Annotated in this window: 27 protein-coding genes; 18 read left to right on the top strand and 9 right to left on the bottom strand. The window is 71.5% G+C overall.

The window, feature by feature from the left end:
• Window positions 1–10 precede the first annotated feature (10 nt).
• Together rocD and ddaH are read right to left on the bottom strand one after the other, a co-directional pair.
• On the bottom strand, window positions 11–1,240 hold the full coding sequence (gene rocD, locus ITJ60_RS04720) for an ornithine--oxo-acid transaminase (RefSeq protein WP_194647143.1): 1,230 nt from the start codon (window positions 1,238–1,240) through the stop codon (window positions 11–13).
• A complete protein-coding gene (gene ddaH, locus ITJ60_RS04725; RefSeq protein ID WP_123339207.1) occupies window positions 1,240–2,142 on the bottom strand; it encodes a dimethylargininase in 903 nt (300 codons plus the stop codon). Before ddaH ends, rocD begins: the two co-directional genes overlap by 1 nt.
• 246 nt (window positions 2,143–2,388) lie before the next feature.
• Between ddaH and ITJ60_RS04730 the strand changes: the two genes are divergently transcribed.
• Genes ITJ60_RS04730 through ITJ60_RS04745 form a run of 4 tightly spaced genes read left to right on the top strand, consistent with a single transcriptional unit; the run spans window position 2,389 to window position 4,837 of the window.
• Window positions 2,389–2,826 carry an Lrp/AsnC family transcriptional regulator gene (locus ITJ60_RS04730; protein ID WP_111083794.1) on the top strand — a complete coding sequence of 146 codons (438 nt, stop codon included), beginning with the start codon at window positions 2,389–2,391 and terminating at the stop codon, window positions 2,824–2,826.
• 10 nt (window positions 2,827–2,836) lie between these two features.
• Window positions 2,837–3,211, top strand: a complete 375-nt coding sequence (locus tag ITJ60_RS04735) for a hypothetical protein (protein ID WP_194647144.1) — start codon at window positions 2,837–2,839, stop codon at window positions 3,209–3,211.
• A 22-nt stretch (window positions 3,212–3,233) separates the two neighbouring features.
• The gene (locus tag ITJ60_RS04740; RefSeq protein ID WP_194647145.1) at window positions 3,234–4,067 is read left to right on the top strand and encodes a nitroreductase family protein; all 834 of its coding nucleotides are present in this window, start codon (window positions 3,234–3,236) and stop codon (window positions 4,065–4,067) included.
• The gene (locus ITJ60_RS04745; RefSeq protein WP_323749102.1) at window positions 4,064–4,837 is read left to right on the top strand and encodes a DUF2071 domain-containing protein; all 774 of its coding nucleotides are present in this window, start codon (window positions 4,064–4,066) and stop codon (window positions 4,835–4,837) included. The genes ITJ60_RS04740 and ITJ60_RS04745 overlap by 4 nt, the downstream gene beginning before the upstream one ends.
• On the opposite strand, the gene ITJ60_RS04750 is transcribed toward ITJ60_RS04745, so the two are convergent.
• Entirely contained in the window at window positions 4,809–5,522 is a 714-nt protein-coding gene (locus ITJ60_RS04750) for a hypothetical protein (RefSeq protein ID WP_194647146.1), read from the bottom strand. The two genes, ITJ60_RS04745 and ITJ60_RS04750, sit on opposite strands and share 29 nt — an antisense overlap.
• Window positions 5,523–5,614: 92 nt before the next feature.
• Here ITJ60_RS04750 and ITJ60_RS04755 point away from each other — a divergent pair, with 92 nt between their 5' ends.
• The 4 genes from ITJ60_RS04755 to ITJ60_RS04770 all read left to right on the top strand — a co-directional run bounded on the left by ITJ60_RS04755 (window position 5,615) and on the right by ITJ60_RS04770 (window position 7,773).
• Window positions 5,615–6,610 (top strand): SDR family oxidoreductase, encoded by a 996-nt coding sequence (locus ITJ60_RS04755; protein WP_194647147.1) that lies wholly within the window; start codon window positions 5,615–5,617, stop codon window positions 6,608–6,610.
• Entirely contained in the window at window positions 6,607–6,948 is a 342-nt protein-coding gene (locus tag ITJ60_RS04760) for a hypothetical protein (RefSeq protein WP_194647148.1), read from the top strand. Before ITJ60_RS04755 ends, ITJ60_RS04760 begins: the two co-directional genes overlap by 4 nt.
• A 74-nt stretch (window positions 6,949–7,022) precedes the next feature.
• Complete coding sequence (locus ITJ60_RS04765) at window positions 7,023–7,565, top strand: dihydrofolate reductase family protein (protein WP_123294528.1); 543 nt, start codon at window positions 7,023–7,025, stop codon at window positions 7,563–7,565.
• A 10-nt stretch (window positions 7,566–7,575) separates the two neighbouring features.
• The gene (locus tag ITJ60_RS04770) at window positions 7,576–7,773 is read left to right on the top strand and encodes a hypothetical protein (protein WP_123339214.1); all 198 of its coding nucleotides are present in this window, start codon (window positions 7,576–7,578) and stop codon (window positions 7,771–7,773) included.
• A 94-nt stretch (window positions 7,774–7,867) separates the two neighbouring features.
• Here the strand turns inward: ITJ60_RS04770 and ITJ60_RS04775 are convergent, their stop codons facing one another.
• On the bottom strand, window positions 7,868–11,440 hold the full coding sequence (locus ITJ60_RS04775) for a proline dehydrogenase family protein (RefSeq protein ID WP_194647149.1): 3,573 nt from the start codon (window positions 11,438–11,440) through the stop codon (window positions 7,868–7,870).
• A gap of 128 nt (window positions 11,441–11,568) precedes the next feature.
• Between ITJ60_RS04775 and ITJ60_RS04780 the strand changes: the two genes are divergently transcribed.
• Window positions 11,569–12,045 (top strand): MarR family winged helix-turn-helix transcriptional regulator, encoded by a 477-nt coding sequence (locus ITJ60_RS04780; protein WP_123339216.1) that lies wholly within the window; start codon window positions 11,569–11,571, stop codon window positions 12,043–12,045.
• Window positions 12,046–12,216: 171 nt separating this feature from the next.
• On the opposite strand, the gene ITJ60_RS04785 is transcribed toward ITJ60_RS04780, so the two are convergent.
• The 3 genes from ITJ60_RS04785 to ITJ60_RS04795 are packed head-to-tail and all read right to left on the bottom strand — an operon-like array spanning window position 12,217 to window position 14,122.
• A complete protein-coding gene (locus tag ITJ60_RS04785) occupies window positions 12,217–12,924 on the bottom strand; it encodes a zf-HC2 domain-containing protein (RefSeq protein WP_194647150.1) in 708 nt (235 codons plus the stop codon).
• On the bottom strand, window positions 12,921–13,436 hold the full coding sequence (locus ITJ60_RS04790) for a sigma-70 family RNA polymerase sigma factor (RefSeq protein ID WP_123294523.1): 516 nt from the start codon (window positions 13,434–13,436) through the stop codon (window positions 12,921–12,923). The genes ITJ60_RS04785 and ITJ60_RS04790 overlap by 4 nt, the downstream gene beginning before the upstream one ends.
• A complete protein-coding gene (locus ITJ60_RS04795; protein ID WP_194647151.1) occupies window positions 13,433–14,122 on the bottom strand; it encodes a YceI family protein in 690 nt (229 codons plus the stop codon). The genes ITJ60_RS04790 and ITJ60_RS04795 overlap by 4 nt, the downstream gene beginning before the upstream one ends.
• A 67-nt stretch (window positions 14,123–14,189) precedes the next feature.
• On the opposite strand from ITJ60_RS04795, the gene ITJ60_RS04800 reads away from it, so the two are divergent.
• From ITJ60_RS04800 to ITJ60_RS04815, 4 genes are all read left to right on the top strand, one after another.
• Window positions 14,190–14,528 carry a hypothetical protein gene (locus ITJ60_RS04800; protein ID WP_194647152.1) on the top strand — a complete coding sequence of 113 codons (339 nt, stop codon included), beginning with the start codon at window positions 14,190–14,192 and terminating at the stop codon, window positions 14,526–14,528.
• Between the two features lie 109 nt (window positions 14,529–14,637).
• A complete protein-coding gene (locus ITJ60_RS04805) occupies window positions 14,638–15,648 on the top strand; it encodes a TerC family protein (RefSeq protein ID WP_123294520.1) in 1,011 nt (336 codons plus the stop codon).
• Window positions 15,649–15,661: 13 nt separating this feature from the next.
• Complete coding sequence (locus tag ITJ60_RS04810) at window positions 15,662–16,174, top strand: GNAT family N-acetyltransferase (protein ID WP_194647153.1); 513 nt, start codon at window positions 15,662–15,664, stop codon at window positions 16,172–16,174.
• 56 nt (window positions 16,175–16,230) lie between these two features.
• Window positions 16,231–17,088 (top strand): NAD-dependent epimerase/dehydratase family protein, encoded by an 858-nt coding sequence (locus ITJ60_RS04815; RefSeq protein WP_194647154.1) that lies wholly within the window; start codon window positions 16,231–16,233, stop codon window positions 17,086–17,088.
• 98 nt (window positions 17,089–17,186) lie between these two features.
• On the opposite strand, the gene ITJ60_RS04820 is transcribed toward ITJ60_RS04815, so the two are convergent.
• Window positions 17,187–18,083, bottom strand: a complete 897-nt coding sequence (locus ITJ60_RS04820; protein WP_194647586.1) for a DNA-3-methyladenine glycosylase 2 family protein — start codon at window positions 18,081–18,083, stop codon at window positions 17,187–17,189.
• A gap of 208 nt (window positions 18,084–18,291) precedes the next feature.
• Here ITJ60_RS04820 and ITJ60_RS04825 point away from each other — a divergent pair, with 208 nt between their 5' ends.
• From ITJ60_RS04825 to ITJ60_RS04845, 5 genes are all read left to right on the top strand, one after another.
• On the top strand, window positions 18,292–19,320 hold the full coding sequence (locus ITJ60_RS04825) for a 6-phosphofructokinase (RefSeq protein WP_111083779.1): 1,029 nt from the start codon (window positions 18,292–18,294) through the stop codon (window positions 19,318–19,320).
• A gap of 160 nt (window positions 19,321–19,480) precedes the next feature.
• Window positions 19,481–20,458, top strand: a complete 978-nt coding sequence (locus ITJ60_RS04830) for an MDR family oxidoreductase (protein WP_194647155.1) — start codon at window positions 19,481–19,483, stop codon at window positions 20,456–20,458.
• A gap of 88 nt (window positions 20,459–20,546) precedes the next feature.
• The gene (locus ITJ60_RS04835) at window positions 20,547–21,254 is read left to right on the top strand and encodes a GntR family transcriptional regulator (protein WP_194647156.1); all 708 of its coding nucleotides are present in this window, start codon (window positions 20,547–20,549) and stop codon (window positions 21,252–21,254) included.
• 19 nt (window positions 21,255–21,273) lie between these two features.
• The gene (locus tag ITJ60_RS04840) at window positions 21,274–22,125 is read left to right on the top strand and encodes an ABC transporter ATP-binding protein (RefSeq protein ID WP_416371902.1); all 852 of its coding nucleotides are present in this window, start codon (window positions 21,274–21,276) and stop codon (window positions 22,123–22,125) included.
• A 153-nt stretch (window positions 22,126–22,278) separates the two neighbouring features.
• Window positions 22,279–22,857: a hypothetical protein gene (locus ITJ60_RS04845; protein ID WP_194647157.1), complete on the top strand. Its 579-nt coding sequence runs from the start codon at window positions 22,279–22,281 to the stop codon at window positions 22,855–22,857.
• Window positions 22,858–23,082: 225 nt separating this feature from the next.
• On the opposite strand, the gene ITJ60_RS04850 is transcribed toward ITJ60_RS04845, so the two are convergent.
• Window positions 23,083–23,547: a DIP1984 family protein gene (locus ITJ60_RS04850; RefSeq protein WP_123339224.1), complete on the bottom strand. Its 465-nt coding sequence runs from the start codon at window positions 23,545–23,547 to the stop codon at window positions 23,083–23,085.
• Between the last annotated feature and the right edge of the window lie 51 nt (window positions 23,548–23,598).

A 23,598-nucleotide genomic window follows, 5' to 3' on the forward strand; every position in this document is an offset into this window, starting at 1 on the left:
CGCGCGCGGCTCAGGCGCGCGCGGCCAGGACCGACGCGAGCGTCCCGATCGCGAAGCGCAGTTCGTCGTCGGTGACGACGAGCGGCGGAGCGAAGCGGATCGTCGAACCGTGGGTGTCCTTCACGAGCAGCCCGCGGTCGGCCAGGTCCTTCGAGATCTCCTTGCCGGTGCCGAGCGCCGGGTCGATGTCGATCCCCGCCCAGAGTCCGGCGACGCGGTGCGACACGACCCCCTTGCCGAGCAGGTCGTCGAGCAGCCCGCGCAGCAACGGTTCGCCGTCGAGGGCGCGCTGCTGGAACGTGCCCTCGCCGAGCATCGCCACGACCTCGGCGCCGACGGCCGCAGCGAGCGGGTTGCCACCGAAGGTCGAACCGTGCTCACCGGGATGCAGCACGCCGAGGACTGCGCGCGAGCCGACGACCGCGGACACCGGCACGATGCCGCCGCCGAGTGCCTTGCCGAGCGTGATGAGGTCGGGACGGACCCCGACGCGCTGCACGGCGAGGGTGTGGCCCGTGCGGCCGAGTCCGGACTGGATCTCGTCGGCGATGAACAGCGCACCGAACTCGTCGCAGACCTCCCGGACTTCCGGGAGGTACGACGGCGGCGGGATGACCACGCCGCCCTCGCCCTGGATGGGTTCGAGCAGCACGGCGACGACGGTGTCGTCCATCGCCGCGCGCAGGGCGGCGGCGTCGCCGTACGGCACGGTGCGGAAGCCCGGGGTGTACGGCCCGAAGTCGTTGCGCGCGTCGGGGTCGTCGGAGAACGAGATGATCGTGGTGGTGCGGCCGTGGAAGTTCCCGGATGCCACGATGATCGTCGCGCGGTCCGCGGGGACCCCCTTGACGCGGTAGCCCCAGGCGCGGGACACCTTGATCGCGGACTCGACGGCCTCGGCACCGGTGTTCATCGGCAGGACCATCTCGGTCTCCGTCAACGCCGCCAGTGCCGTGGCGAACGGCCCGAGCTGGTCGTTCACGAACGCACGACTCGTGAGCGTCACCCGGTCGAGCTGCGCCCGGGCGGCGTCGAGCAGCCGCGGGTTGCCGTGGCCGAAGTTCACCGCGGAGTACGCGGCGAGGCCGTCCAGGTACTGCTTGCCGTCGACATCGGTGACGGTTGCTCCGGCACCCGACGCGATGACGACGGGCAGCGGGCTGTAGTTGTGCGCGAGGGCGCGGTCCTCGACGGCGAGCGCCGCCGCGGTGTTGACCCCGAGCGACGCTGCCGCCGGCATCAGCTGACCCCGAGCGAACGCGCGACCGAGGTGCCGGTGCCGACCGGGTGCAGGTCGAGCGTGCAGCACTTCACGCCGCCACCGCCGAGCAGCAGCTCGGACAGGTCGACGCCGATCGGGTTGTACCCCTTCTCCCTGAGCTGCTCGGCGAACCGAACAGCACGCGCGGCGATCACGACGTTGTACCCGTCGGAGTAGGAGTTCAGGCCGAGGATCGCGGCGTCTTCCTCGGTCGCGATGATCGCGTCGGGGAAGCGCTCGCGCAGGATCGCCAGCGACGGCTCGTCGAAGGCGCTCTCGAGGTACGCGATGTTCGACCGGCCGGAAGCGTCGGGCTCCGGGTCGAGCACGGCGATGGCGGTGTCGAGGTGGTAGAAGCTCGGGTTGATGAGCTTCAGGGTGACGACCTCACGGCCGTAGATCGTCGCGAGCTCGTCGTGCGAGGTGCTGTCCGACCGGAAGCCGGTGCCGGCGAAGATCGTGTTGCCGATGAGCAGGAAGTCACCCTCGCCCTCGTTGGTCTGCTCCGGCTCGGCGACGGTCAGGCCAGCCTGACGGAACCAGTCCATGTACGCCGGGCCCTCGGGCTGGCGCTCGGGGTACTGGAACTTCGCGCCGTAGGCGATGCCGTCGAGCACGAACCCGCCGTTGGCCGCGTAGACCATGTCCGGCAGGCCGTCGATGGGGTCGATGTACGAGATGTCGAAGCCGAGCTGCTCGTACACGTCGACGAGCGTCTGCCACTGGGCGACGGCCTTCGACGTGTCGGTCGGCTCCTCCGGGTGCATCCACGGGTTGATCCGGTAGCTCACCGTGTAGAAGTCCGGCTTGCACATCAGGATCGTCCGCTTGGTGGCGGTACGGGCCGGTGCATCGGTGGTCGAGGGTGCGGTGTTCGACATCAGTCCTCCTGAGAAGGGACCGGGGCCCGAGCCTGCCAGGAACCGAAACGGAACGAAGGAGAGGTGCTCCGGCGAGATGCAGGCTCACTCGCCGTAGCGGACCAGGTCGACGCCACGTCGATCCTGACACAGACCGTCCGGCAAGTGCAGTACCGGGAGCGAAGCGCCGTGACACCCGTTCGGGTGACGCACGTTTCGTGCGTCCGACCCGCCGACCTCGCAAGAAGTCCGCGTACGATGGGTGCAATGGATTCGCTCGACCACCGCATCCTGGATCAACTCCGGGACAACGCCCGCGCCGGCTACGGCGACATCGGGTCGGTGGTCGGACTCTCGGCATCGGCCGTCAAGCGCCGTGTCGACCGGCTCGTCGGCGACGGCGTCATCCAGGGCTTCACGATCAAGGTCGACCCCGCCGTCGAGGACCGCGGCACCGAGGCCTGGGTCGAGCTGTACTGCCGCGGCACGGTCTCCCCCGACGAGCTCCGTGCGCTGCTCGACACCGTGCCCGAGGTCATCGACGCCGGCACGGTCACGGGGAGCGCCGACGCCGTCGTGCACATGCGTTCGAAGGACCTGTCCGCGCTGGAGGAGGCGCTCGACAAGGTCCGCCTCGCCCCGCAGGTGGACCACACGCGCTCCGCGATCGTGCTCTCCAAGCTGGTCAGTCGCGACACCGCGTAACGTCCCACGCATGGGACGGAAGGCGGTCTGGAGGCGCGGCTCGGCACCCACGGGATCGCGCCCGGCCCGGCAGCTGGTCACCGCTGCGAGCGTCGCCTACGTCGCGAACTGCCTCTGGGGCACGGCCGTCGCCGTCCGGTTGATCCGGACGAAGAAGCTCCGCGTCGTGCACCACGGCCTGTTCGTCGTGACGGCGACGCTCACCGGGGCCGCCGCGACGACACCCTTGTGGACCCGGGACCGTTCGGCGCTGTTCCTGCTGCCCGCAGTCGTCCCGCTCGCGCTCGCGCCCCGCACGAACCCGCGCTCCGGAGCACACTGGAAGATCGCGGTGGCCGCCGCGCCGTCCTACCTGGGGGCGCTGCTGGTGCGGCGTCGACCGTGACGACGAGACACGAGGGGAAGCAGTGGAGCTCTTCGAGGCCATCCGACGCCGCCGGACCACGAACGGGGCGTTCCTGCCCGACCCGGTGTCCGAGGAGCACCAACGGCTGCTCATGGAGCTCGCCGGCCGGGCCCCGTCCCAGCTGAACAGCCAACCGTGGCGGTTCGTGCTGGTCGAGGAGCGCGACACGATCGACCGGGTCGCCGCGATCAGCGGCAGCTCGATGACCCGCACCATGGCCGAGGGGACGTTCTTCGAGCGGTACAAGCCGTACTTCCGGTTCTCGAAGGCCGAGATGGACGAGCGGCGCGACGGCATGCTGTTCGACAAGCTCCCCGGGCCGCTCCGGCCGTTCACGAAGCAGGTGTTCACGAAGCGCGGGCAGCTGCTCATGAACACCCTCCGCGTGCCGCAGAGCCTGGGTGAGGAGAACCGGAAGCTCGTCGCCGGGTCGCCGCTGTTGCTCGGGGTGATGCTCGACCGCCACGAGTACCGGCAGCAGGAGCTGTCCGGCTTCTACTCGGTGTTCAGCATGGGCGCGGCGATGGAGAACATCTGGCTCGCGACGACCGAGCTCGGGCTGGGGATCCAGTTCGTGTCCTTCCCGATGGAGACGCCGGGCGCCTGGGCGGAGATCGAAGGGCTGCTCCGGGTGCCCGAGTCGCTCGAGCTCATGGCCGTCTACCGGATCGGGTACCTGCCGCCCGAACGGCGCCGCCCCGCGATCGACTGGACGTCGAGCGAGCGGAAGCGGCCATCGCAGTACGTGTTCCGCGGCACCTGCGACACCCCGCAGCCGGGGTGGGACGACGCGCCCGTCGCGGGCCACATCGAACCGGAGGCGACCACATCGTGACCGACACCCGACCCACCCAGAGTGCCCCGGGCCTCCAGGCCGTCGCCCCCGGCCTGCCGGGCCGTCCCTGGATCTCGCAGGACTGGCTCGACGTCGTCTTCGTGCACTGGCGCGTCGACGTGTCGGCGGTGGCCCCGCTGCTGCCAGCCGGAACGCGCCCCGACACGATGGCGCTCGACGGGACCGACGACGGGGTGACCACCTGGGTGGGCCTCATCGCGTTCCGGTTCGAGGACACGCGGTTCCCGCCCCTCGGCGCGCTGGGCCGGACCGGCTCGATCGGCGACTTCGTCGAGGTGAACGTCCGCGTCTACACGGTCGACGAGCAGGGCCAGCACGGTGTCGTGTTCCTGTCGCTCGACGCCGGCAAGCTGCTGCCGACCCTCGGCGCACGCGTGGCCACCGGGCTGCCGTACTGGTGGGCGGACGCCGAGTCGCGGAGCGGCGACGGGCGCGTCGGGTACGCGATGCGACGGCACGGGACGCACCTGCGGTCGATGCTCGACGTCCGCGTGGGCGAGGTACTGGACGAGCCAGGGCCGCTCGAGACGTTCCTGACCGCGCGGTGGGGCATGCACGTGCACCGGGCCGGGCGAACCCGGTTCTGGCCGAACGAGCACGACGCGTGGCCGTTGCACGGTGCCTCGGTGGTGTCGCTGCGGGACGACCTGATCGGGGCTGCCGGGCTGCCGTTCGGGTTGACCGAGCTCGAGCCGGACTCGGTGCTCTACTCACCGGGGGTCACGACGCGGTTCGGTCGGGGGCGGTGAGCGGATCGGTGCCCGGCTCCGGTCCCGGTCGCTGACCCTCGACGGCCTCCGCCCCGTCGAGGTCGGGCTCGGCCGTCCTCGACGCGGCTCGCCAGTTCAGCACCGCGACGACGACGGCGACCGGGATGACCAGGACGCTCCACCCGATCCACAGCGATGCGTGCGCTTCGTCGACGACCGGGACCGTCAACGCCACGACCGCGAACACGGCCGCCACCACCGCGACGGCCGCCGACGCCACCGCACGACCGCGCCGCTCGAACCGCGTCGGATCGTCGCGTCGCATCGTGAAGAGGCCCGTCGCGGCGACCAGGTACCCGATCAGGAGCGTCCGTGCTCCCACCGCGAAGGCGAACACCGACAACGCGACGCCGACCGCGTCCCACACGAGGACCCGTGTGCGATGCAAGCGCCAAGCCTCCGCCCGACTCGGGTACCAGTACGCACGCCGCCCGGCGACCGCGAGCACGAACGCACCGACCAGCACCACGGCGCCGACCGGGATCACGACGGGCAGGGCGGGACGCTGCAGCCAGATGCCGATCGCCACGATCGCCGTCACCCCGACTGCCAGAGCCGTCGGCGGACCCCACCACTGCTCGGGGACGATCGGCGTCCGGCGGATCCAGCGCGGCTGCGGCTCCGCTTCCGGCTCGGGTTCCACGGGGTCGTCTCGCGTGTCCACACCACCATCATCCTCGGCCACCGCCCTGAGGCACGGGTCGTCGGGGGACAGCGGCTGAGTGGTGCGCGGTCGGCCGCAGGTACAAGGGAGCCATGACTCGAGTGGCAGTGGTGACCGGTGGATCCGCAGGACTGGGGCGTGCGACCGTCCGGGAGCTCGCCGCGCGGGGGTGGGACGTCGCCGTCCTCGCCCGTGGACGGGACGGCGTCGACGCCGCGGTGGCGGAGGTCGAGGCCGCGGGGCGTCGCGGGCTGGCCCTGGTCGCCGACGTGTCCGACCGCGAGGCCGTCGAGGCCGCGGCCGACCGCGTCGAGCAGGAACTCGGGCCGATCGACCTGTGGGTGAACGGCGTGATGGTCGGGGTGTTCGGCAAGTTCCTGGACACCGCGCCCGAGGACTTCGAGCGGGCGCTCAACGTGACCTACCTCGGCTTCGTCAACGGGACCCGAGCAGCGCTCTCCCGGATGGTGCCCCGCGGCCAGGGACACGTCGTCCAGGTCGGCTCAGCACTCGGGTTCCGGGGCATCCCGCTGCAGGCCGCGTACTGCGGCGCGAAGCACGCGATCGTCGGGTTCACCGAGTCCGTCGTCTCCGAGCTGCTCGAACAGGGCAGCAAGGTGAAGGTGTCGCGGGTCGACATGCCCGCCCTCAACACGATCCAGTTCGGCTGGGTGAAGTCGAAGCTGCCGCACCACCCGCAGCCGGTCGCCCCGATCTTCCAGCCCGAGGTCGGTGCCCGCGCGATCGCTGCCGTGGCCGAACGGCCGCGCCGTCGCACCTGGGTCGGCGAGTCGACCGTCTACACGATCCTCGGCAACCGGATCAGCGGGCGTTTCGCCGACTGGTACGCCGCCAAGACGCTCGTCTCCGGGCAGCAGGCGCCGGACAAGGACGGGCAGGAGCTGCAGGACAACCTGTACGAGCCGGTGCCGGGCGACCACGGCGCGCACGGTGTGTTCGACGAGTCCGCGCACGCCTGGTCGCCGCAGACCTGGTGGGTGGAACACCGACGGATCGGCAACGGGATCATCGGAGCGGCACTCGGCGCGGCCGGGGCCGTCGCACTCGTGGCCGGACGACGACGATGAACCGCCGCGGATCGTCGGTGCGGGGTGCAGCCGTCGTCGAGCTGTGTCGGGCCGGACTCGGCCTGTGGCACCTCGGCCGAGCGGCTCGTGGCCACGACCAGGCCGGGCTGCACGGTGTGCTCGGCGTCCGGCAGCTCGTGCAGGCAGCCCTCGTCGCACGCACGGGCTCCGGGAACGCGCACACGCTCAGCGCCGCCGTCGACGCGGTGCACGGCGTGACGATGGTGCCGCTCGCACTCGACCCACGACGCCGCGGGTTCGCCCTGCAGCAGGTGTGGATCGCCACGGCGCTCACCGTCGCCGAGGTCGCCGTCGTCGGTCGGGGCGGCCGGCGCTGACGGCGGGCGGCGCTGACGGCGGCCGGCGCTGACGGCGCTGACGTCTGTCGGGGGTGCTCGGTAGCGTCCGGGGCATGGGTACCACCTACTCCGTCGCGTCCTCGCTGGACGGCTTCGTCGCTGCACCGGACGACGACCTCGACTGGCTGCTGCAGTTCGGCTTCGAGCCGTTCCAGGAGCACCACGACCGGTTCTTCGCGGGCATCGGCGCGATCGTCATGGGCTCGACCACGTACGAGTGGCTGCTCGAGCACGACGACACCTGGGCGTACCCGGACCTGGCGACGTGGGTGTTCACCACGCGTGACCTGCCGGTGCCGGACGGCGCCGACGTGCACTTCGTGTCGGGCGAGGTCGCGGACCACCAGGCCGACCTCGAACGGGCAGCCGGCGAGCGCGACGTCTGGGTCGTCGGCGGCGGACTGCTCGCGGCGCAGTACCAGCAGGCCGGGCTGCTCGACGAGCTCCGCGTCACCGTGATGCCGGTGGCGCTCGGTGCCGGTGCGCCGCTGCTGCCGGTCGCGGCGCCGACCCCGGTGTTCGAGCTGGTCGGGACGACGCCGTTCACCGGCGGTGCCGTCGAGCTGCACTACCGGTCCGCAGCAACCCCGGCGTAGCGTCCGAGCCATGAGCGACAACGAGCAGACCGAGCCCGTCATGGACGGCGCCAACGAGGCCACGAACCACGAGAAGCTGCACGGCCTGATCGAACAGGTCGACCACGACCACCACGGCGAGGGCGCCGGAGCGATGGCCGACCACCTGCGTGACCGGATGGACGAGACCGGCGTCGAGGACGAAGAAGCAGGCGACACCGAGGACTGACCCGAGCCGGCGCCACGCCGCACACTTCGTGAGCAGAAATGGTCGGGTCCGCCGCAGCGCACCCGACCATTTCTGCTCACCAAGCGGCAGGCGGTCAGACGCGCAGCTCCGAGAAGTCCGCGTCGACATCTCCGAACCGGTGAGCGGTGATCGAGACCGACTGTTCACGGATGAACGGGAGCATCTCGATCAACCCGGCCTCGACCACCGGCGCGTCGTGGATCGCGACGTCGATGCTCGCCCCGAGGGCTTCCTCGAGCGCCAGGCCATCGCCACCGATGAGCCGGATCCGTGCCCCGGGGCCGCCGAACGCCGTGTGCACGGGTCGGTCCTGTCCCTGCGCGAGCATGTCCCCGAGGGCGTCGGCGGGCTCGGCGTCCTCATCGCTCGTCCAGTTCGCCTGGAACACGGCGCCGGACGACGCGCGGGCGTGGAAGTCCTGGTCGGACTCGACGAGGTGGTCGACGACGTCCAGCGGCGACCGACTCGAGGCCAGCAGCTGACTGAGCGGACCGGGCAACGGGCGGGCGGTGCTGAGCAGGACGTGGGCGCGGGCAGCCGTGGCGGCGACGAGCGCCCGGACCAGGTCACCCGCCGAGGCGTCCTCGGCCTGCCGCACGATGACGGACTGCGGTCGGTGGCGCAGCACGTTCCGCTGCACCACGAGCCCCGACAGGTCGTGCGACCCGCCGTACAGCTCCTCGCGCGCACGGACGTCGCTGAGCGCACCGGCCCGCACCTGGTCGAACTCCTCGAACGACAGGCCGCTGCGTGCGGCCTCGATCACCGAGGTCACGCGCGGCGGGAGACCGTGCAGCTGGATGCTCTTGTGCACCGTGCGCGGGACCGGCTCCCACCGGCCGAGCGTCGCGACGTACATCGGTCCGCCCGCCTTCGTGCCGGTGCCCACCGACGACCGCTTCCAGCCGCCGAACGGCTGCCGACCGACGACCGCACCGGTGATGCCGCGGTTCACGTACAGGTTGCCGGCGCGCACACTCGCCAGCCAGTCCGCCACCTCGTCGGCGTCGAGCGAGTGGATCCCCGCTGTCAGGCCGTAGTCGGTGCCGTTCTGGATCGCGATCGCCTGCTCGAGCGTCTCGGCACGCATGATGCCGAGCACCGGGCCGAAGTACTCGGTCTGGTGGAAGTCGCTGCCCGGGCGGACGCCGTCACGGATGCCGGGTGACCACAGCCGCCCGGAGTCGTCGAGGGCCGTCGGCTGCACGAGCCAGGACTCCCCCGGGCCGAGCTCGGTGAGCCCTTGCCGCAGTTTGCCCTCGGGCTCGGCGATGACCGGGCCGACCTGGGCGGTGGGGTCGTCGGGCCACGCGACCCGGAGCGTGCGCGTGGCGTCGACGAGCTGCCGACGGAAGCGTTCACTCTCGCCGACCGTGCCGACCAGGACGACCAGGGACGCCGCCGAGCACTTCTGGCCGGCGTGGCCGAAGGCGGACTGCACGATGTCCTGCACCGCGAGGTCGATGTCGGCGCTCGGCGTGACGACGATCGCGTTCTTGCCGCTCGTCTCGGCGCTGAGCGGCAGACCGGCGCGCCACCACCGGAACGATCGCGCGGTGTCGGCCGAACCGGTCAGGATGATGCGGTCGACTGCGGGGTGTCCGACGAGGTCACGGCCGAGTTCGTCCTCGGCCAGGTCGACGAGCTGCAGCAGTGAGTGCGGCACGCCGGCGTCCCAGAGCACGTCGGCCAGCAGCGCACCACTGCGCTTCGCCTCGGGTGCTGGCTTGAGCACGACACCACTGCCCGCGGCGAGCGCCGCAAGCACCCCACCGGCGGGGATCGCGACGGGGAAGTTCCACGGCGGCACGACGACCGTCAGGCGCGGCGGGACGTAGCGGGCCCCCTCGACGTCGCCCAGACGGCGGGCGCGCTCTGCGTAGTAGTGGGCGGCGTCGACGGCTTCGGTGACCTCGGTGTCGGCCTCGGAGAAGGTCTTCCCGGTCTCCGCCGCCATCACCTCGATCAGGTCGGCGCGGCGGGTCTCGAGCTCGTGCCCGATCAGGTCGAGGAGCTCAGCACGGTCGGAGGGGTCCTGCCGCCCCCAGTTGACGCCCGCCTGAGCGGTGCGGGCCATGATCCGTTCGAGCTTGGAGCGGTCGGCCACCTTCGCCCCGCGGATCGTCTGCGCGCCGAGCTGCGAGCGCGGTACTCGGCGCAGGACGTCGAGCGCCCACGCACGGTTGGCCGGGACGGCGGGGTCGGTGTCCGGGGCGTTCCGGAACGCGTCGCGCAGCACCGGTTCGCCGAGTGCCCGGTGGCGATCCTGGGTGCGGTGCGTCGCGTGCACCGGCTCGTCGAGGGCTGCGACCGACGCCAGGTACCGGCCGTGTTCGCGGTCGAACACGCTGGCGTCTCGGTCGATGTCGGACGCCGCGGCGATGAAGTTCTCGGGGCTCGAGCTCTCCTGCAGGCGGCGGGCGAGGTACGCGATCGCGGAGTCGAACTCGTCCGGCTGCACGACGGGTGTGTAGAGCAGGATCTGTCCGACGTCGGCTCGGACGGCGTCGGCGTGCGTCGATGCCATGCCGAGCAGCATCTCGACGTCGACCGCGTCGGTCACTCCGCGGCGCTGGGCGAGCACCCACGCGGTCGCCAGGTCGAACAGGTTGTGCCCGGCGACGCCGATGCGCACGGCGTCGGTGCGCTCCGGGGTCAACGCGGCGTCGAGCATCCGCAGGTAGGCGGAGTCGGTCTCGCGTTTGCTGCCCCAGGTGGCGAGCGGCCAGTCGTGCACGATCGCGTCGACGTGCTCCATCGCCAGGTTCGCGCCCTTGACGAGCCGCACCTTGATCTGAGCGCCACCCCGGGCCCGGCGTTCCTGCGCCCACGACGTCAGGGACTCCAGCGCCCCGGCGGCGTCGGGCAGGTAGGCCTGCAGTACGATGCCGGCCTGCAGCCCCGCGAACTCGTCACGGTCGAGCAGGGTCCGGAACACCGCGAGGGTGACGTCGAGGTCGCGGTACTCCTCCATGTCCAGGTTGATGAACTTCGCCTGACCGCCGGAGGCCAGCGGAGCCGCCGCCAGCCGGTACAACGGCACGAGCCGGTCGACGACCCGCTCGACCGTCTGGTCGAACGCCCACATCGACATCTGCGGCACGACCGAGCTGACCTTGATCGACACGTAGTCGACGTCGTCGCGGGCGAGCAGGTCCATCGTCCCCTGGAGCCGGCGGTCGCTCTCGGCGCTGCCGAGCACGGCTTCGCCGAGCAGGTTCACGTTGAGCCGGGTGCCCGGTCCACCGACCTTGGCGAGCGCCGGACCGAGCTTCGCCGTGCTCGCGTCGATCACCAGGTGGCCGGTCATCCGGCGCAGGATCCGCCGTGCGGTGGGGATGACCGCCCACGGCGCCATCGTCGCGAAGCCGCCGCCGAGCGTCACCGCGCCGCGCAGGTACCAGGCGAGGAAGTCCGGGACGTCGCGGCTGACCTGCTCGAGGTTGCGGGCGGCGACCCTGGGGTCTTCGGGGCGGATGACCTTGTCGACGAAGCTGCGCGTGAAGTCGAGGCCACGTTCGTCACGCAGGGCCTCGGCGAGACGGGCGGCACCGGCGTCCGGCTTCGCCCCGGCGGACGCCGCCAGCCACTTGCGGACCAGCGCAACGGCGTCGTCGGTGCAGTCCTGGAAGCGGGCGCTCGGCATGCTCCGATCGTATGCCGCACCTCCGACCTCACCTTGGAGCGCGCCGCACGTCGGCCAGGAGTCATCCGGATGGATGAAAGACGCGGCGGCGGGGTCGGTCGGCCCCCGCGGTGGATACGCTGGTCGGCATGTCGACGCAGGGCAACGATGGCCACGACTGGGCGACGTGGGACGCCTACCACGACGTCTGGCGACGCCTCGACCGAGCCCTCGACCAGGCCGTCCAGGCGGGCGCCGGCATCTCCATCCCCGAGTTCGAGATCCTGATCGGGCTGCAGCGTGAGCCGGACCACCGGCTGCGCGTCCGCGACATCGCCGCCGGCATCGGTTGGGAGAAGTCGCGCGTCAGTCACCAGGTCACACGGATGGTCTCCCGCGGCTTGGTCGGACGCGCCGACTGCCCGACCGATGGCCGCGGCAGCTGGGTGGAGATGACCCCCGATGGCCGCCGCGCGGTGCTCGCCGGCATCCGCGCGCACACCGGTGCGCTGGAAGACCTGTTCTGGAGGCCCGTGGGGACCGACGCGGACACCCTCCGGTCCGTCAGCGCGCGCGTCCAGGACGCGATCGGCCCCGACGTGTCGGACGAGGCCGCCTCGGGCTAGCTGCCCCCGCACGTCCGCCGAGGTTCCACGACTCGCCGTCCGCGGAGCGCCGAGGTTCCACGAACGACGCTGTGCTGCGCCCAGATGGCGAGATTTCGGAACCTCGGGAGCAGAGGCTTCGGGACGGGGGCGGGGTCGGGCGGGGCGCGGGGCGCGGGGGCGGGCGGCCGGCTAGAGGTCGACGACGGCGAGGGCTCCCTGTTCGCCGCGGAGCCGCACCTGCACGCTCGCGATGTCGTCGCGCGGGATGTCCGTCGACGCCGACAGTCCCTCCGCGTCCTCGCCCGCGGCCGTCCACGAGCCGACGATCTGCGCGGAGCCGTCGGACCGCACCACGACGAGGTCGTACATGACCGAGCCGTCCGCTGCCCACTCCTTGCCGCCGTACGAGCAGCCCCAGTCGAAGCGGGTGCCCCACTGTTCACCGCTGACGGCCAGGTCCACGTCGAGTCCCTGGGCGCCGGTCATGTCGTAGCGGTCCGCGGTCGCCGATGCCGAGACGTCACGTCCGGCCTGCACCGAGCCACGGTCCCCCGCCGTGCCGACGGCGAGGCCGCCCAGGACGGCAGCGACCACCGCGAGGCCCGCGGTGGCGGCGACCCAGACCCGGCGACGGCGGCGACGGTGTCGAACGCGGTGCGCGACGGAGGCGAGGGTGCTCTCGGAACCGGTGTCGGGCCTCCCGTCCGGTTCGGCGATCTCGATCGCCTGGTCGGCCGGCAGCTTGGCGAGCAGACCGGGCAGGCCGACCAGCTCGGCGACGGCGGCCGTGCAACGGTCGCAGGTCTCCAGGTGCTGCTCGTACTCGAGCCGTTCGTCCGGGCTCAGGGACCCGAGCACGTACGCCGCGTCCCACTCTGCGTACCGGTCGTCGCTCATCGGGTCACTCCTCGTTCCTGCAGTGCGAGCCGCAGGGCTCGCAGCCCGTAGTGCAGCCGCGACTTCGCGGTGCCCTCGGGGATGTCGTGTCGTCGTGCGATCTCCGGCACCGTGTGGCCGAGCCAGTAGGCGTCCACGACCACGCGGCGGTGGTCCGGGGAGAGCGAGGCGAGCGCGTCGGCCACGACGATGCGGTCGAGCACGGCGTCGGTGCGGTCCGACTCGGCGCGGTCCACGGGGTGTTCGGTGCCGAACTCCCGGCGGTTCCGGGCGGACCGGGCGTCGTCGACGACCAGGTTCCGCGCGACCGTGAACAGCCAGGCGCGGGCGCTGTCCGGCGCGCGTTCCAGCACCGCCGGGCGCTGCCAGGCGCGGACCATGGTCTCCTGCACGACGTCCTCGACCGCCGAGCCGTCCCGCGTCAGGTGCCGGACGTACCGGGTGAGCGCGTCACCGTGCTCGCGGTACAGCGTCGCGAGCAGCTCGTCGGCGGAACGACTCGACACGGTCACTTCTGCAGGTCGAGGGAGAACTCGACGGAGCCCTTCCCGTCCACGGTGACGAAGCCGAGCGAGGGGGCCTGCACGCCGTAGTCGGCGAACGTGATCGGCACCGAGCCGGCGACCTGGACGGTGCCACCCGTGCCGACCGCCACCTGCGCATCGGCGGTGACGGCCTTCGTGACGCCGTGCAGGTCCATCGTGCCGGTCAGGGTGACGTCCTGCGTGCTGCCGTCGAGCGCCGTCGAGACGTCGACGGGCTTCGTCAGCGTGAACGTCGCCGTCGGGAACTCGTCCGTCTCCAGCGCGGTGTCCCGGAAGTATGCGTCGCGTGCGGACTCGGGGGTGGTGATCTTCGCGACCTGGACCGTGACCGTCGCCTTCGCGAGGGAGCCGCCGTCGACCTCGGCGGTGCCCTCGACGTCCTTCGTGCGTCCGACCACGTTCACATCATTCCCCTGCAGCACCTCGTGCACCCGGTAGCCGGCGTACGAGGTCTTCGTGCTGGTCCAGGTGCCGTCGGCGTCCGCCGCGTCGAGGCTGGCGGACGACGTCGCCTGCAGCGAGGGTGCGGCGGCGGCCTGTCCGTTGACGGTGTTCGCGTAGATGGACGGACCGGCGATGACGGCGGCGGCCGCGATGACCACGACGCCGGTGGAGATGCCGATGATGACCTTGGTGCGTGTGCGGAGTCCCATACCCGGTCAACGAGGTGGCAGTCTGGATCGTTCACCGTCGACGGGACGACGATGCCGAAGGAGGTCGATGCACGTGGAACTGGTCATGCTGCTGGCGGCCGTCGGCGTCTCGATCGGCACGATCGTCGTCGTGCTCCGACGTACCAGGGATGCCGGATGGGTCCGGGACGCACAGCTGACGATGAACGCGAGTCCAGGCTGGACGGTGGTCTCGCTGGTGTTCCACGGGCTCGGAGCCGCAACGGGGTTCGTCATCGGTTCGGTCTTCATCGCCGGCGGCCACCCGGCGGCCGGATGGGTGTTCCTGTGCTTCGGCGGGATGCTCGGTGTGCTCGTCGGAGTACAGACCTGGGTCGCACGACGGCCGTTCCCACCGGACCCACCGGTCGACGGCCCCGGTCGCTGAACGCGGGACGCGGTCGCTCGGCGCGCGAACGTCCCCGACACTAGAGGGGACAGCAACCGAGCCCGGCCGTGCTCGACGGCCCGCCCACCACCAGCAAGGAACGCACCAGATGCCCGAACTCCCCGTCGTGTTCGAAGTCGGCTCGCTGATCGCGATCGTCGCGATCCTGCTCGCCGACCTGCTCATCGTCGCGCGCCGGCCGCACGTGCCGACGCTGCGCGAGTCGGCGACGTGGGTGGGCGTCTACGTGGGGCTCGCGCTGGTCTTCGCGGTCCTGATGCTCGTGTTCGCGGGCGGCGACTCGGCGGGCGAGTTCCTGGCCGGTTGGCTCACCGAGTACAGCCTGAGCATCGACAACCTGTTCGTCTTCGTCATCATCATGGCGCGGTTCTCGGTGCCGAAGAAGATCCAGCAAGAGGTGCTGATGCTCGGCATCATCATCGCGCTCGTGCTGCGCGGCATCTTCATCCTCGTCGGTGCCCAGCTCATCGAGAACTTCTCGTGGATCTTCTACATCTTCGGCGCCTGGCTGATCTGGACGGCGATCCAGCAGCTCCGCGGCGAGGACGATGCCGACGACCAGAAGGACAGCTTCATCGTCCGGCTGCTCCGCCGTCGGGTGCGCCTCACCGACACGTTCGACGGCATGAAGTTCCGGACCACCCACGACGGCGTGCGGCACTTCACCCCGTTGCTCATCGTGCTGATCGCCATCGGCACCACCGACCTGCTGTTCGCACTGGACTCGATCCCCGCGATCTTCGGCATCACCGAGAGCCCGTTCATCGTGTTCACCGCGAACGTCTTCGCCCTGATGGGTCTGCGGCAGCTGTACTTCCTGCTCGGTGGACTGCTCGAGCGGCTCGTCTACCTGAAGTACGGGATCGCGGTGATCCTCGCGTTCATCGGTGTGAAGCTCGTCCTGCACGCACTGCACGACAACGAACTGCCGTTCCTGAACGGTGGCGAGCACATCGAGTGGGCGCCGGAGATCAACACGTGGGTCTCCTTGATCGTGATCATCGCCGCGATGGCGCTGTCGACCCTGGCCAGCGTCGTGCGGATGCGCCACGACGGCGTCGAGGCGAAGGACGAAGAACCCGCTCGCACCTCGGACTGACGGCGGCGATCAGATGTCGGCACTCGAGACGGAACGGTTGCGCCTGCGGCCGTGGCGGAGCACCGACGCCGCGTTCCACCGTCGGCTCTGGGCCGAACGGGATCCACGCGTGCCACTTCATCGACGACTCTCGGCCGACGGGCACCCAACCGTGTCCGACCTCGAGGAGTGGGCGCGCGGGTACGACCAGACGCCGGCGCCCGGTCTGCTCGTCGTCGAGCGCCGGGACACCGGTGCCGCCATCGGCTACTGCGGCCTCGTCGCGAACGGCGTCGGTGCGCCCGACGAACCCGAGCTGGCGTACGAGTTCCTGCAGGCGTCGTGGAACCACGGGTACGCCACGGAAGCATCCGGCGCGGTCATCGATGCGGCACGGGAGCACGGGTACCGCCACCTGGCGTCCACGGTCCGCGACTGGAACACCGCGTCGCTCCGGGTGCTCGGCAAGCTGGGCTTCGTCGACACCGGGCAGCGTGAGCGCGACCGGGAGCACGGCGACTCCGTGCTGCTGCGGAAGGTGCTCTGAGCGGCAGCAGGCCGGGTGCGGGAGCGTCCACCAGGTGTCCGTGCCAAGGTCGACGGGTGCACAACAACGACACCGTCGTGATCGCCGGCTGCGGCGACCTCGGGACCGAGGCCGGTCTCCGCTTCGCGCGCCGGGGACACCACGTGATCGGCCTCCGACGCCGCGCCGAACTGGTCCCGGCCCCGATCACCGGCCGCAGCGCCGACCTGCGGCACGAGGTCCCCGAGATCCCCGCCGACACCTCTGTCGTCGTCGTGGCCTTCGCCGCGGGCAGCCGTGACGTCGACGAGTACCGCGCCACCTACGTCGACGGCCTGCGGAACGTGCTCGACGGCATCGACGCCTCGGACGCCGATCCACGCCTGCTCGTGGTGTCGTCCACCGCGGTGTACGACGTCGACGACGGCAGCGAGGTCACCGAGGACACCCCGGTGCACGGTGCGACCCCGACCGCCGAGGTCCTGGTCGAGGCCGAGGCGCTGCTGCGCGTCCGTGCTCCCGACGCCGTGCTCGTGCGGCTGTCCGGTGTCTACGGTCCGGGCCGCGAGCGCCTGATCGACCAGGTCCGCTCCGGTTCGGCCCGGTTGGCTCCGGGTGCCTCGCCGCACACGAACCGGATCCACCGCGACGACGCCGCCGCGGCGCTCGTGCACCTGGCGACCGTGGAGGACCCGGCGCCGACGTACCTCGGCACCGACGACGAACCGAGCCGGCTCGATGACGTGCTCCGGTTCCTGGCCGACGAGCTCGGCGTTCCCGAGCCCGTCACCGGTGACGGCGGTGCCCGGCAGTCCGGTGGTGACAAGCGCTTGTCGAACGCGCTGCTCCGGTCGACCGGCTGGGCGCCGCAGTACCCGACGTTCCGCGAGGGCTACCGCGCCGTGTTGGCCGGCGAGGGCGTCCGCCACCCCTGACCCGGCGCGACACCGGTTCTGCGACATGACACCACGTGATCACCTGGTGTCGTGTCGCGAAGAGGGTGCGGACGAAAGCGAGCCGCGGGCGCGACCCCTCAGTGCCCGCGGTGGTCCTGGATCGTGAGCCGCGGCCCGAACGACGGCTTCCGGAACCCCGAGCCGCCGATCAGCCGCACGACCCGCTCCCGGTGCCCCCGCCACGGCTCGAGCAGCTCGAGCATCCCGTCGTCGTCGACCGGCCCCCCGGTCAGCGCCCACCCGACCAGCGCGGGGACGTGGAAGTCCCCGACGCTCGGCGAATCGGGGTCGCCGTGGGAGCGCTGCGCGGTCTCGGCAGCCGTCCACTTCCCGATGCCGGGGATCGACTGGAGCCGCGCCGACACGACCGAACCGCCGCGACCGAGCGTCAGCGTCCGTTCGAGCGCCGGAGCCACACGCACCGCGCGCATCACCGTCGCCGACCGTCCGGGCGCGATGCCGGCCCTGTGCCACTCCCAGCTCGGGATCCGCGCCCACTCGTCGGCCGTCGGCGGCACGATGAGACCGTCCGGCGCGGGACCCGGCGCGGGCGTGCCGTACCGCCGGAGCAGGTACCGCCACGCACCCCATGCCTGGCGCGAGGTCACCTTCTGCTCCATGATCGCCGGCACGAGCATCGCGACGACGGTGTTCGTCCGGAGCAGCCGGAGTCCGGGCTGCCGGTGTCGGGCGGCAGCGAGGAACGCGTGCCCGGAGACGTCGAACCCGTCCCAGTCGTCGCCGCGACCGAGCAGCTCCGGAGCGTGCTCGACCGCCCACGAAGCACCGTCACCCCAGGCCGAGACCGCGATGGTGTCGCCAGCCGGCCGGATCGCCACGGCAGCGGGGCCGGTGGGCGTCCGCAGGGCGAGCCACACGACCGACCCGACCACCTTGTAGGCGGGGTCGCCGGAGCCGCGCTGCAGGGGCCGCAGGGTCGACGCGACGTTCACCGGGCCTCCCGGTCGGTACACGGTGTCGACGCGAGACGCATCGACGGACGCACCAGGAGCACCAGACGCGTCGCCGGACGCACCGGTGGACGCATCGCCGGACGCGTCGCCGGACGACGAGGCGGAGTCGAGCAGGGTCACACCGGGATGGTAATGCGCAACCACCGTCAGTCATGATGGTCGCAGTCCCCCACGATCCCCACCCGCACCACCCGACGACGGAGTTCCCATGCGCATCGGCATCCTCACCTCCGGAGGCGACTGCCCCGGTCTGAACGCGGTCATCCGCGCGATCGTCCTCAAGGGCATCGCCATCCACGGCCACGAGTTCGTCGGGTTCCGGGACGGCTGGCGCGGCGTCGTCGACGGCGACATCGTCCCGCTCGGCCGCAAGGACATCCAGGGCATCGCCAAGCAGGGCGGCACGATCCTCGGCACCAGCCGCACGAACCCCTTCGAGGGCCCGAACGGCGGCGTCGAGAACATCTCGAAGACCCTGGACCGCCACGGCATCGACGCCATCGTCGCGATCGGTGGCGAAGGCACGCTCGCCGCGGCGAAGCGCCTGACCGACGCCGGGCTGAAGATCGTCGGCGTCCCGAAGACGGTCGACAACGACCTGGGCGCCACCGACTACACGTTCGGTTTCGACACCGCCGTCGCGATCGCGACCGAGGCGATGGACCGCCTCCGCACCACGGGTGAGTCGCACTCCCGCTGCATGGTCGCCGAGGTCATGGGCCGGCACGTGGGCTGGATCGCCCTGCACTCCGGCATGGCCGCTGGTGCGCACGCGATCCTGATCCCGGAGCAGAAGACGAGCATGGAGCAGATCGCGAAGTGGGTGCGTGCCGCCTACGACCGAGGTCGTGCACCGCTCGTCGTGGTGGCCGAGGGCTTCGTCCCCGACCACGAGGACAACGCGCACACCGAGCGCGGGCTCGACGCCTTCGGGCGTCCGCGGCTCGGTGGCATCGGCGAGCGGCTCGCGCCCCTCATCGAGGAGATGACGGGCATCGAGACGCGCGCCACGACCCTCGGACACATCCAGCGCGGTGGCACGCCGACCGCGTACGACCGGGTGCTGTCGACGCGGCTCGGCCTGGCGGCCATCGACTCGGTGGTCGAGGAACGGTGGGGCCGGATGGTCGCCCTGAAGGGCACCGACATCGTGCACGTCTCGTTCGACGAGGCACTCGGCGAGCTGAAGACCGTGCCGCAGGCGCGGTTCGACGAAGCCGCCATCATGTTCGGGTGAGCGCTCGTCGGGGCGCTGGCCGGGGCGCTGGCCGGGGCGCTGGCCGAGGGCGTACCTGGCCGTTTCGGGCGTACCTGGTCGTTTCTTTCGACCCGGTACGCCCGGTTCGGTCAGGCATCGTGGCAGGCACAGCCGGGAGGCCCGGGGTAGCGTCCGGCGCATGACCCGCGCCGTAGTCGTGTCCAGTTCAGCCCCGCCCACCGTCGCCGACGTCGACCTGCCCGATCCGACCGAGGGCGAAGCCCTCGTCGACGTCACGTACTCGAGCGTCAACTACAAGGACGGCCTCGCCCTCGCCCGGAACCCCGGCGTCGCGCGGGTCAACCCGCTCGTGCCCGGCATCGACGTCGTCGGCACCGTGTCGGCGCTCGGACCGGGGGTGCACGACGTGTCGATCGGCGACCGCATCGTGCTGAACGGTGCCGGGCTCGGCGAGACCCGGCACGGGGGCTGGGCGCAGCACGCCGTGGTGCCGTCCGGTTCCCTCGTGGTCCTGCCCGAGGCGATCGAGGACTCGTTCGCGGCGGCGATCGGCACGGCGGGGTTCACGGCGATGCTCAGCGTGCTCGCGCTCGAACGGTTCGTCGAGCCCGGTGCCGGGCCGGTGCTCGTGACCGGTGCGTCCGGCGGGGTGGGGACGGTGGCGATCGCCCTGCTCGCCGCGCGCGGGTACGAGGTGACCGCGTCGACCGGACGGAGCACCAACGAGGCCTCGCTCCGGCGCCTCGGCGCGACCGAGGTCGTGGACCGGGGTGCCCTGTCCGAGCCCGGCAAGCCGATGCAGCGTGCCGCGTGGGCCGGCGCCGTGGACAGCGTCGGCGGGGCCACCCTGGCGAACGTGCTGGCCGGCACCCGGTGGGGCGGAGCCGTCACGGCGTGCGGGCTCGCGCAGGACTCCGCGCTGCCCACGACGGTGCTGCCGTTCATCCTGCGTGCGGTGTCGCTGCTCGGCATCAACTCGGTGGACGCCCCGTCCGAGCTCCGGCACCGGGCGTGGGAGCGGTTGGCGACCGACCTCGACCCGGCGCTGCTGGCGGATGTCACCCGGACCGTGACCCCCGAGCAGGCGATCGAGGTCGGCGCCGAGGTGGTCGCCGGTCGGGTGCACGGACGCACCGTGGTCGACGTGCGCGGCTGATGTTCTGGGATGCTGTTATTCCGCAAACGATTGCATATTGACACGTTAGGGTTTGGATACCAAACGTCCGTGACACGAGGAGTCCGTCATGCCGGTACCCAAGTCGACCGTCGAGAACTCGCCGCGCAAGCTGCTCCGCGACGTGGTCCTCGAGAAGATGTTGGCCGCGATCCAGGACGGCACGCTGCAGGCCGGCGAACGGCTCAACGACGACGAGTTGGTCCAGTGGCTCGGGGTCAGTCGCACGCCCATCCGTGAGGCGATCGCCAAGCTCGTCGACTACGGCTTGGTCGAGATGGAGGCGAACCGGTACACCCGGGTCGCGTCGCCCACCGCCAAGCAGTTCGACGACACCGTCCAGGTGCTCGCCGGGGTCACCGAGCTCGCCGCCAGGTGGGCCGTCCCGAAGCTCGACGACGCCGGCGCGGCACAGCTCGTCGACTCCCTCGAGGCGCTGCGCACCGCAGCTGAGAACGAACGCGGTGGCGACGTCTCGATCCAGATCGGTGCGGTCGTCACCCAGCTGATCGGGGCTGCCGACAACGACCTGTTGGTGCAGCTGTCGACTTCGTTGCTGCCCCGTGCGAACTTCCTCGCCCTGACGCACCAGAGCGGCATGTTCTGGGACGTCAAGCACTTCGTCGACCCGCTCCGTGCGGCGATCTCGAAGCGCGACGGCGAGGCGGCGGCCGCGGTGATCCGTTCGCTCAGCAGCACCGTCGAAGAGCACACCGTGCAGGCCCGCGCGTTCGTCGCCGAGGGCGGCGCGCTGGCGGACAGCACCGAACGGCGCTGACGTCGGCCACGATGGAGTCGTGACCGACACCGACCAGTTCCGCGCCGCGGGCGCCCAGTTCCGCGCCGACGGCGTCCTGCTCCGCACCGAAGGCGTTCTGCTCCGTGCCGAGGGCGTCCGTGTGACGCGCTCCGGCCGCGACCTGCTGCACGACGTCGACCTGACCGTCCGCCGCGGCGAGCACTGGGCGCTCCTCGGACCGAACGGCGCCGGCAAGTCGACGCTGCTCGCGGTCCTCGGCGCGACGGGCCATCCCACGGTCGGCACGGTCGAGGTGCTCGGCCGACGGCTGGGTCGCGTCGACGTCCGCGAACTCCGTGAGCACATCGGCCACGTCGACCCGCGGCACCGGATGCTCTCCCCGCTCACCGTGCTCGAGACGGTGCTGACCGGTCTGACCGGCACCACCGACCTCATGATGCGGTGGGAGCCCACGGCCGACCAGGTCGCACGGGCCGAGCAGCACATCGCCGACGTCGGGCTCGCCGCACGACGTGACGCACGCTGGCCCGTGCTGTCCCAGGGCGAACGCGGACGGACCCTCATCGCACGGGCGCTGATGTCCGAGCCGCAGTTGCTGCTGCTCGACGAACCGGCGACCGGGCTCGACGTCGCCGCGCGCGAGCACCTGCTCGAGACGGTCGACGCCCTGCGGCACCGACACCCCGAGCTCGGCAGCGTCATGGTCACGCACCACCTCGAGGACCTGCCGGTGTCGACCTCGCACGCGATGCTGCTCCGAGACGGTGCCGTGGTGGCACAGGGCACCGCGGACGAGGTCATCACGTCGTCGGCGGTGTCGCACGCGTTCGACTTCCCGCTCGCGATCCTGCGCTCCGAGGGGCGCTGGGCAGCACGCCGTTCCGCCTGAGACGGCGCGGAGCCGGCGCAGGGGACGGACAGCCGTGTTGCGGCCGTACCGCCCGTGCTTGAATGGTCCCTCAGGTGTCTGCGGCCCGTGTCGGGGAGGGACCCGACGCCGGACGACGGTGTCAGGCCGCGCACTGCAACAAGGGGGAACACCATGACGACCACACCGCCGCCCTACCCGGGGTCCGAGCCGCAGCCGAACGCCGGCCCGCAGCAGCCCGGCCAGCAGCCCTGGGCGCAGCAGCAGCCCGGCCAGCAGCCGTACGCGCAGCCCGCTCCCGCCGGGGCCCCGTACGCCCCGCCGCCCAAGCAGTCCCGTGGCAAGCGCGTCCTGATCTCGCTGCTCGGCGTCGTCGTCGCCGTGGTCGTCGCGTTCCTGGTCCGCCAGGCGCTCACCGCCGCGTTCAGCGACTCGACGGAGGAGAAGGTCTCGAAGGCCGTCGTGCAGATCCGCGAGCAGAGCGACCTGCCGAAGCAGGTCGACTCGGTGACGTCGTGGACGGGCGTCGAGGCCGAGGGCAACGCGATCCACTACGACTACACGGTGTCGTCCAGCGTCGACCCCGCCTCGATCACCGAGAGCGCCGTCCGCGATGCGGTCGGCCCGACGCTCTGCTCGAACAGCGACACGAAGGACCTGCTCGACGAGGGCGTCGACATGCGGTACACCTACGCGTTCGACGGCACCTCGAAGACGCTCGACACGACCTTCACCAAGGCCGACTGCTCCTGACCCGTCGAGGGTGGGGCGGTGCTGTCCCCTGTCCCGCCCTCGTCGGTCCGGTCGGTACGCGGTTGTGCGTGGTGCGGTGTGCACCGTACCTGGTGCGACGTGCTGGGCTGCGATGTGCACGGCTCTCGCCATGGCGCTGCCCACTGCGCCGACAGGGACCGGGTTGCCCGCCGGTCGTCGGGTCCGTACCCGCCCCGGTCCGTCTACCGACGCACCGCCCGCTGTTCAGTCGACCAGGGTGACCTCCCAGTTGGTGCGCTGGACGACGGCGTCGAGTTCGCGGATCTCCTTCGCCAGGGCGTCGGCCCGCGAGCGGAGTTCGGCGGTCGGCAGCGCGGCGAACGTGCGGAGTTCGCTGCGGAGCTGGCGGTAGCCGCCGTTCGTGCCGGCCGTGGCGTCCGCCGCTCCGGTGACGAGCGCGTGCCGCAGCCGCAGGGCATCGCGTCGGGCGAGCAGTGCGGTGACGGTCTGCCCGGACGCCACGGTGGTGCTGGCGTTCGTCGCGTTGATGCGGGCCAGCAAGACCTCGAGCGCGTCGATCGACCGCTCGGCCTCGGCGAGGAGCTCGCGGGCGTCCTCGTCGGGCTCCTCGCCCTCTTGGTAGCGGGCGTTCGCGGCGATACGGCCGCGCAGTTGCTCGATGCGCTTCTGCAGGTCGGCGCGCTCGATGAGTGCCTCGGCGAGTTGCATGTGGCCAGTCAACCAGCCGAGGCTCCAGCACGGAGCACCGACCCCGACGCC

Origin of the sequence: Curtobacterium sp. VKM Ac-2884 (assembly GCF_015350945.1) — a bacterium.
In the GTDB taxonomy this organism is placed as follows: domain Bacteria; phylum Actinomycetota; class Actinomycetes; order Actinomycetales; family Microbacteriaceae; genus Curtobacterium.

What these genes read in the sequence shown, in the direction of transcription:
- ITJ60_RS04730 (WP_111083794.1), top strand. Translation starts at nt 2,389, where the DNA reads ATGGATTCGCTCGACCACCGCATCCTGGATCAACTCCGGGACAACGCC.
- ITJ60_RS04765 (WP_123294528.1), top strand. Translation starts at nt 7,023, where the DNA reads ATGGGTACCACCTACTCCGTCGCGTCCTCGCTGGACGGCTTCGTCGCT.
- ITJ60_RS04785 (WP_194647150.1), bottom strand. Translation starts at nt 12,924, where the DNA reads ATGAGCGACGACCGGTACGCAGAGTGGGACGCGGCGTACGTGCTCGGG.
- ITJ60_RS04755 (WP_194647147.1), top strand. Translation starts at nt 5,615, where the DNA reads ATGACTCGAGTGGCAGTGGTGACCGGTGGATCCGCAGGACTGGGGCGT.
- ITJ60_RS04775 (WP_194647149.1), bottom strand. Translation starts at nt 11,440, where the DNA reads ATGCCGAGCGCCCGCTTCCAGGACTGCACCGACGACGCCGTTGCGCTG.
- ITJ60_RS04760 (WP_194647148.1), top strand. Translation starts at nt 6,607, where the DNA reads ATGAACCGCCGCGGATCGTCGGTGCGGGGTGCAGCCGTCGTCGAGCTG.
- ddaH (WP_123339207.1), bottom strand. Translation starts at nt 2,142, where the DNA reads ATGTCGAACACCGCACCCTCGACCACCGATGCACCGGCCCGTACCGCC.
- ITJ60_RS04810 (WP_194647153.1), top strand. Translation starts at nt 15,662, where the DNA reads ATGTCGGCACTCGAGACGGAACGGTTGCGCCTGCGGCCGTGGCGGAGC.
- ITJ60_RS04825 (WP_111083779.1), top strand. Translation starts at nt 18,292, where the DNA reads ATGCGCATCGGCATCCTCACCTCCGGAGGCGACTGCCCCGGTCTGAAC.
- ITJ60_RS04830 (WP_194647155.1), top strand. Translation starts at nt 19,481, where the DNA reads ATGACCCGCGCCGTAGTCGTGTCCAGTTCAGCCCCGCCCACCGTCGCC.
- ITJ60_RS04845 (WP_194647157.1), top strand. Translation starts at nt 22,279, where the DNA reads ATGACGACCACACCGCCGCCCTACCCGGGGTCCGAGCCGCAGCCGAAC.
- ITJ60_RS04780 (WP_123339216.1), top strand. Translation starts at nt 11,569, where the DNA reads ATGTCGACGCAGGGCAACGATGGCCACGACTGGGCGACGTGGGACGCC.
- rocD (WP_194647143.1), bottom strand. Translation starts at nt 1,240, where the DNA reads ATGCCGGCGGCAGCGTCGCTCGGGGTCAACACCGCGGCGGCGCTCGCC.
- ITJ60_RS04735 (WP_194647144.1), top strand. Translation starts at nt 2,837, where the DNA reads ATGGGACGGAAGGCGGTCTGGAGGCGCGGCTCGGCACCCACGGGATCG.
- ITJ60_RS04800 (WP_194647152.1), top strand. Translation starts at nt 14,190, where the DNA reads ATGCACGTGGAACTGGTCATGCTGCTGGCGGCCGTCGGCGTCTCGATC.
- ITJ60_RS04805 (WP_123294520.1), top strand. Translation starts at nt 14,638, where the DNA reads ATGCCCGAACTCCCCGTCGTGTTCGAAGTCGGCTCGCTGATCGCGATC.
- ITJ60_RS04850 (WP_123339224.1), bottom strand. Translation starts at nt 23,547, where the DNA reads ATGCAACTCGCCGAGGCACTCATCGAGCGCGCCGACCTGCAGAAGCGC.
- ITJ60_RS04835 (WP_194647156.1), top strand. Translation starts at nt 20,547, where the DNA reads ATGCCGGTACCCAAGTCGACCGTCGAGAACTCGCCGCGCAAGCTGCTC.
- ITJ60_RS04795 (WP_194647151.1), bottom strand. Translation starts at nt 14,122, where the DNA reads ATGGGACTCCGCACACGCACCAAGGTCATCATCGGCATCTCCACCGGC.
- ITJ60_RS04770 (WP_123339214.1), top strand. Translation starts at nt 7,576, where the DNA reads ATGAGCGACAACGAGCAGACCGAGCCCGTCATGGACGGCGCCAACGAG.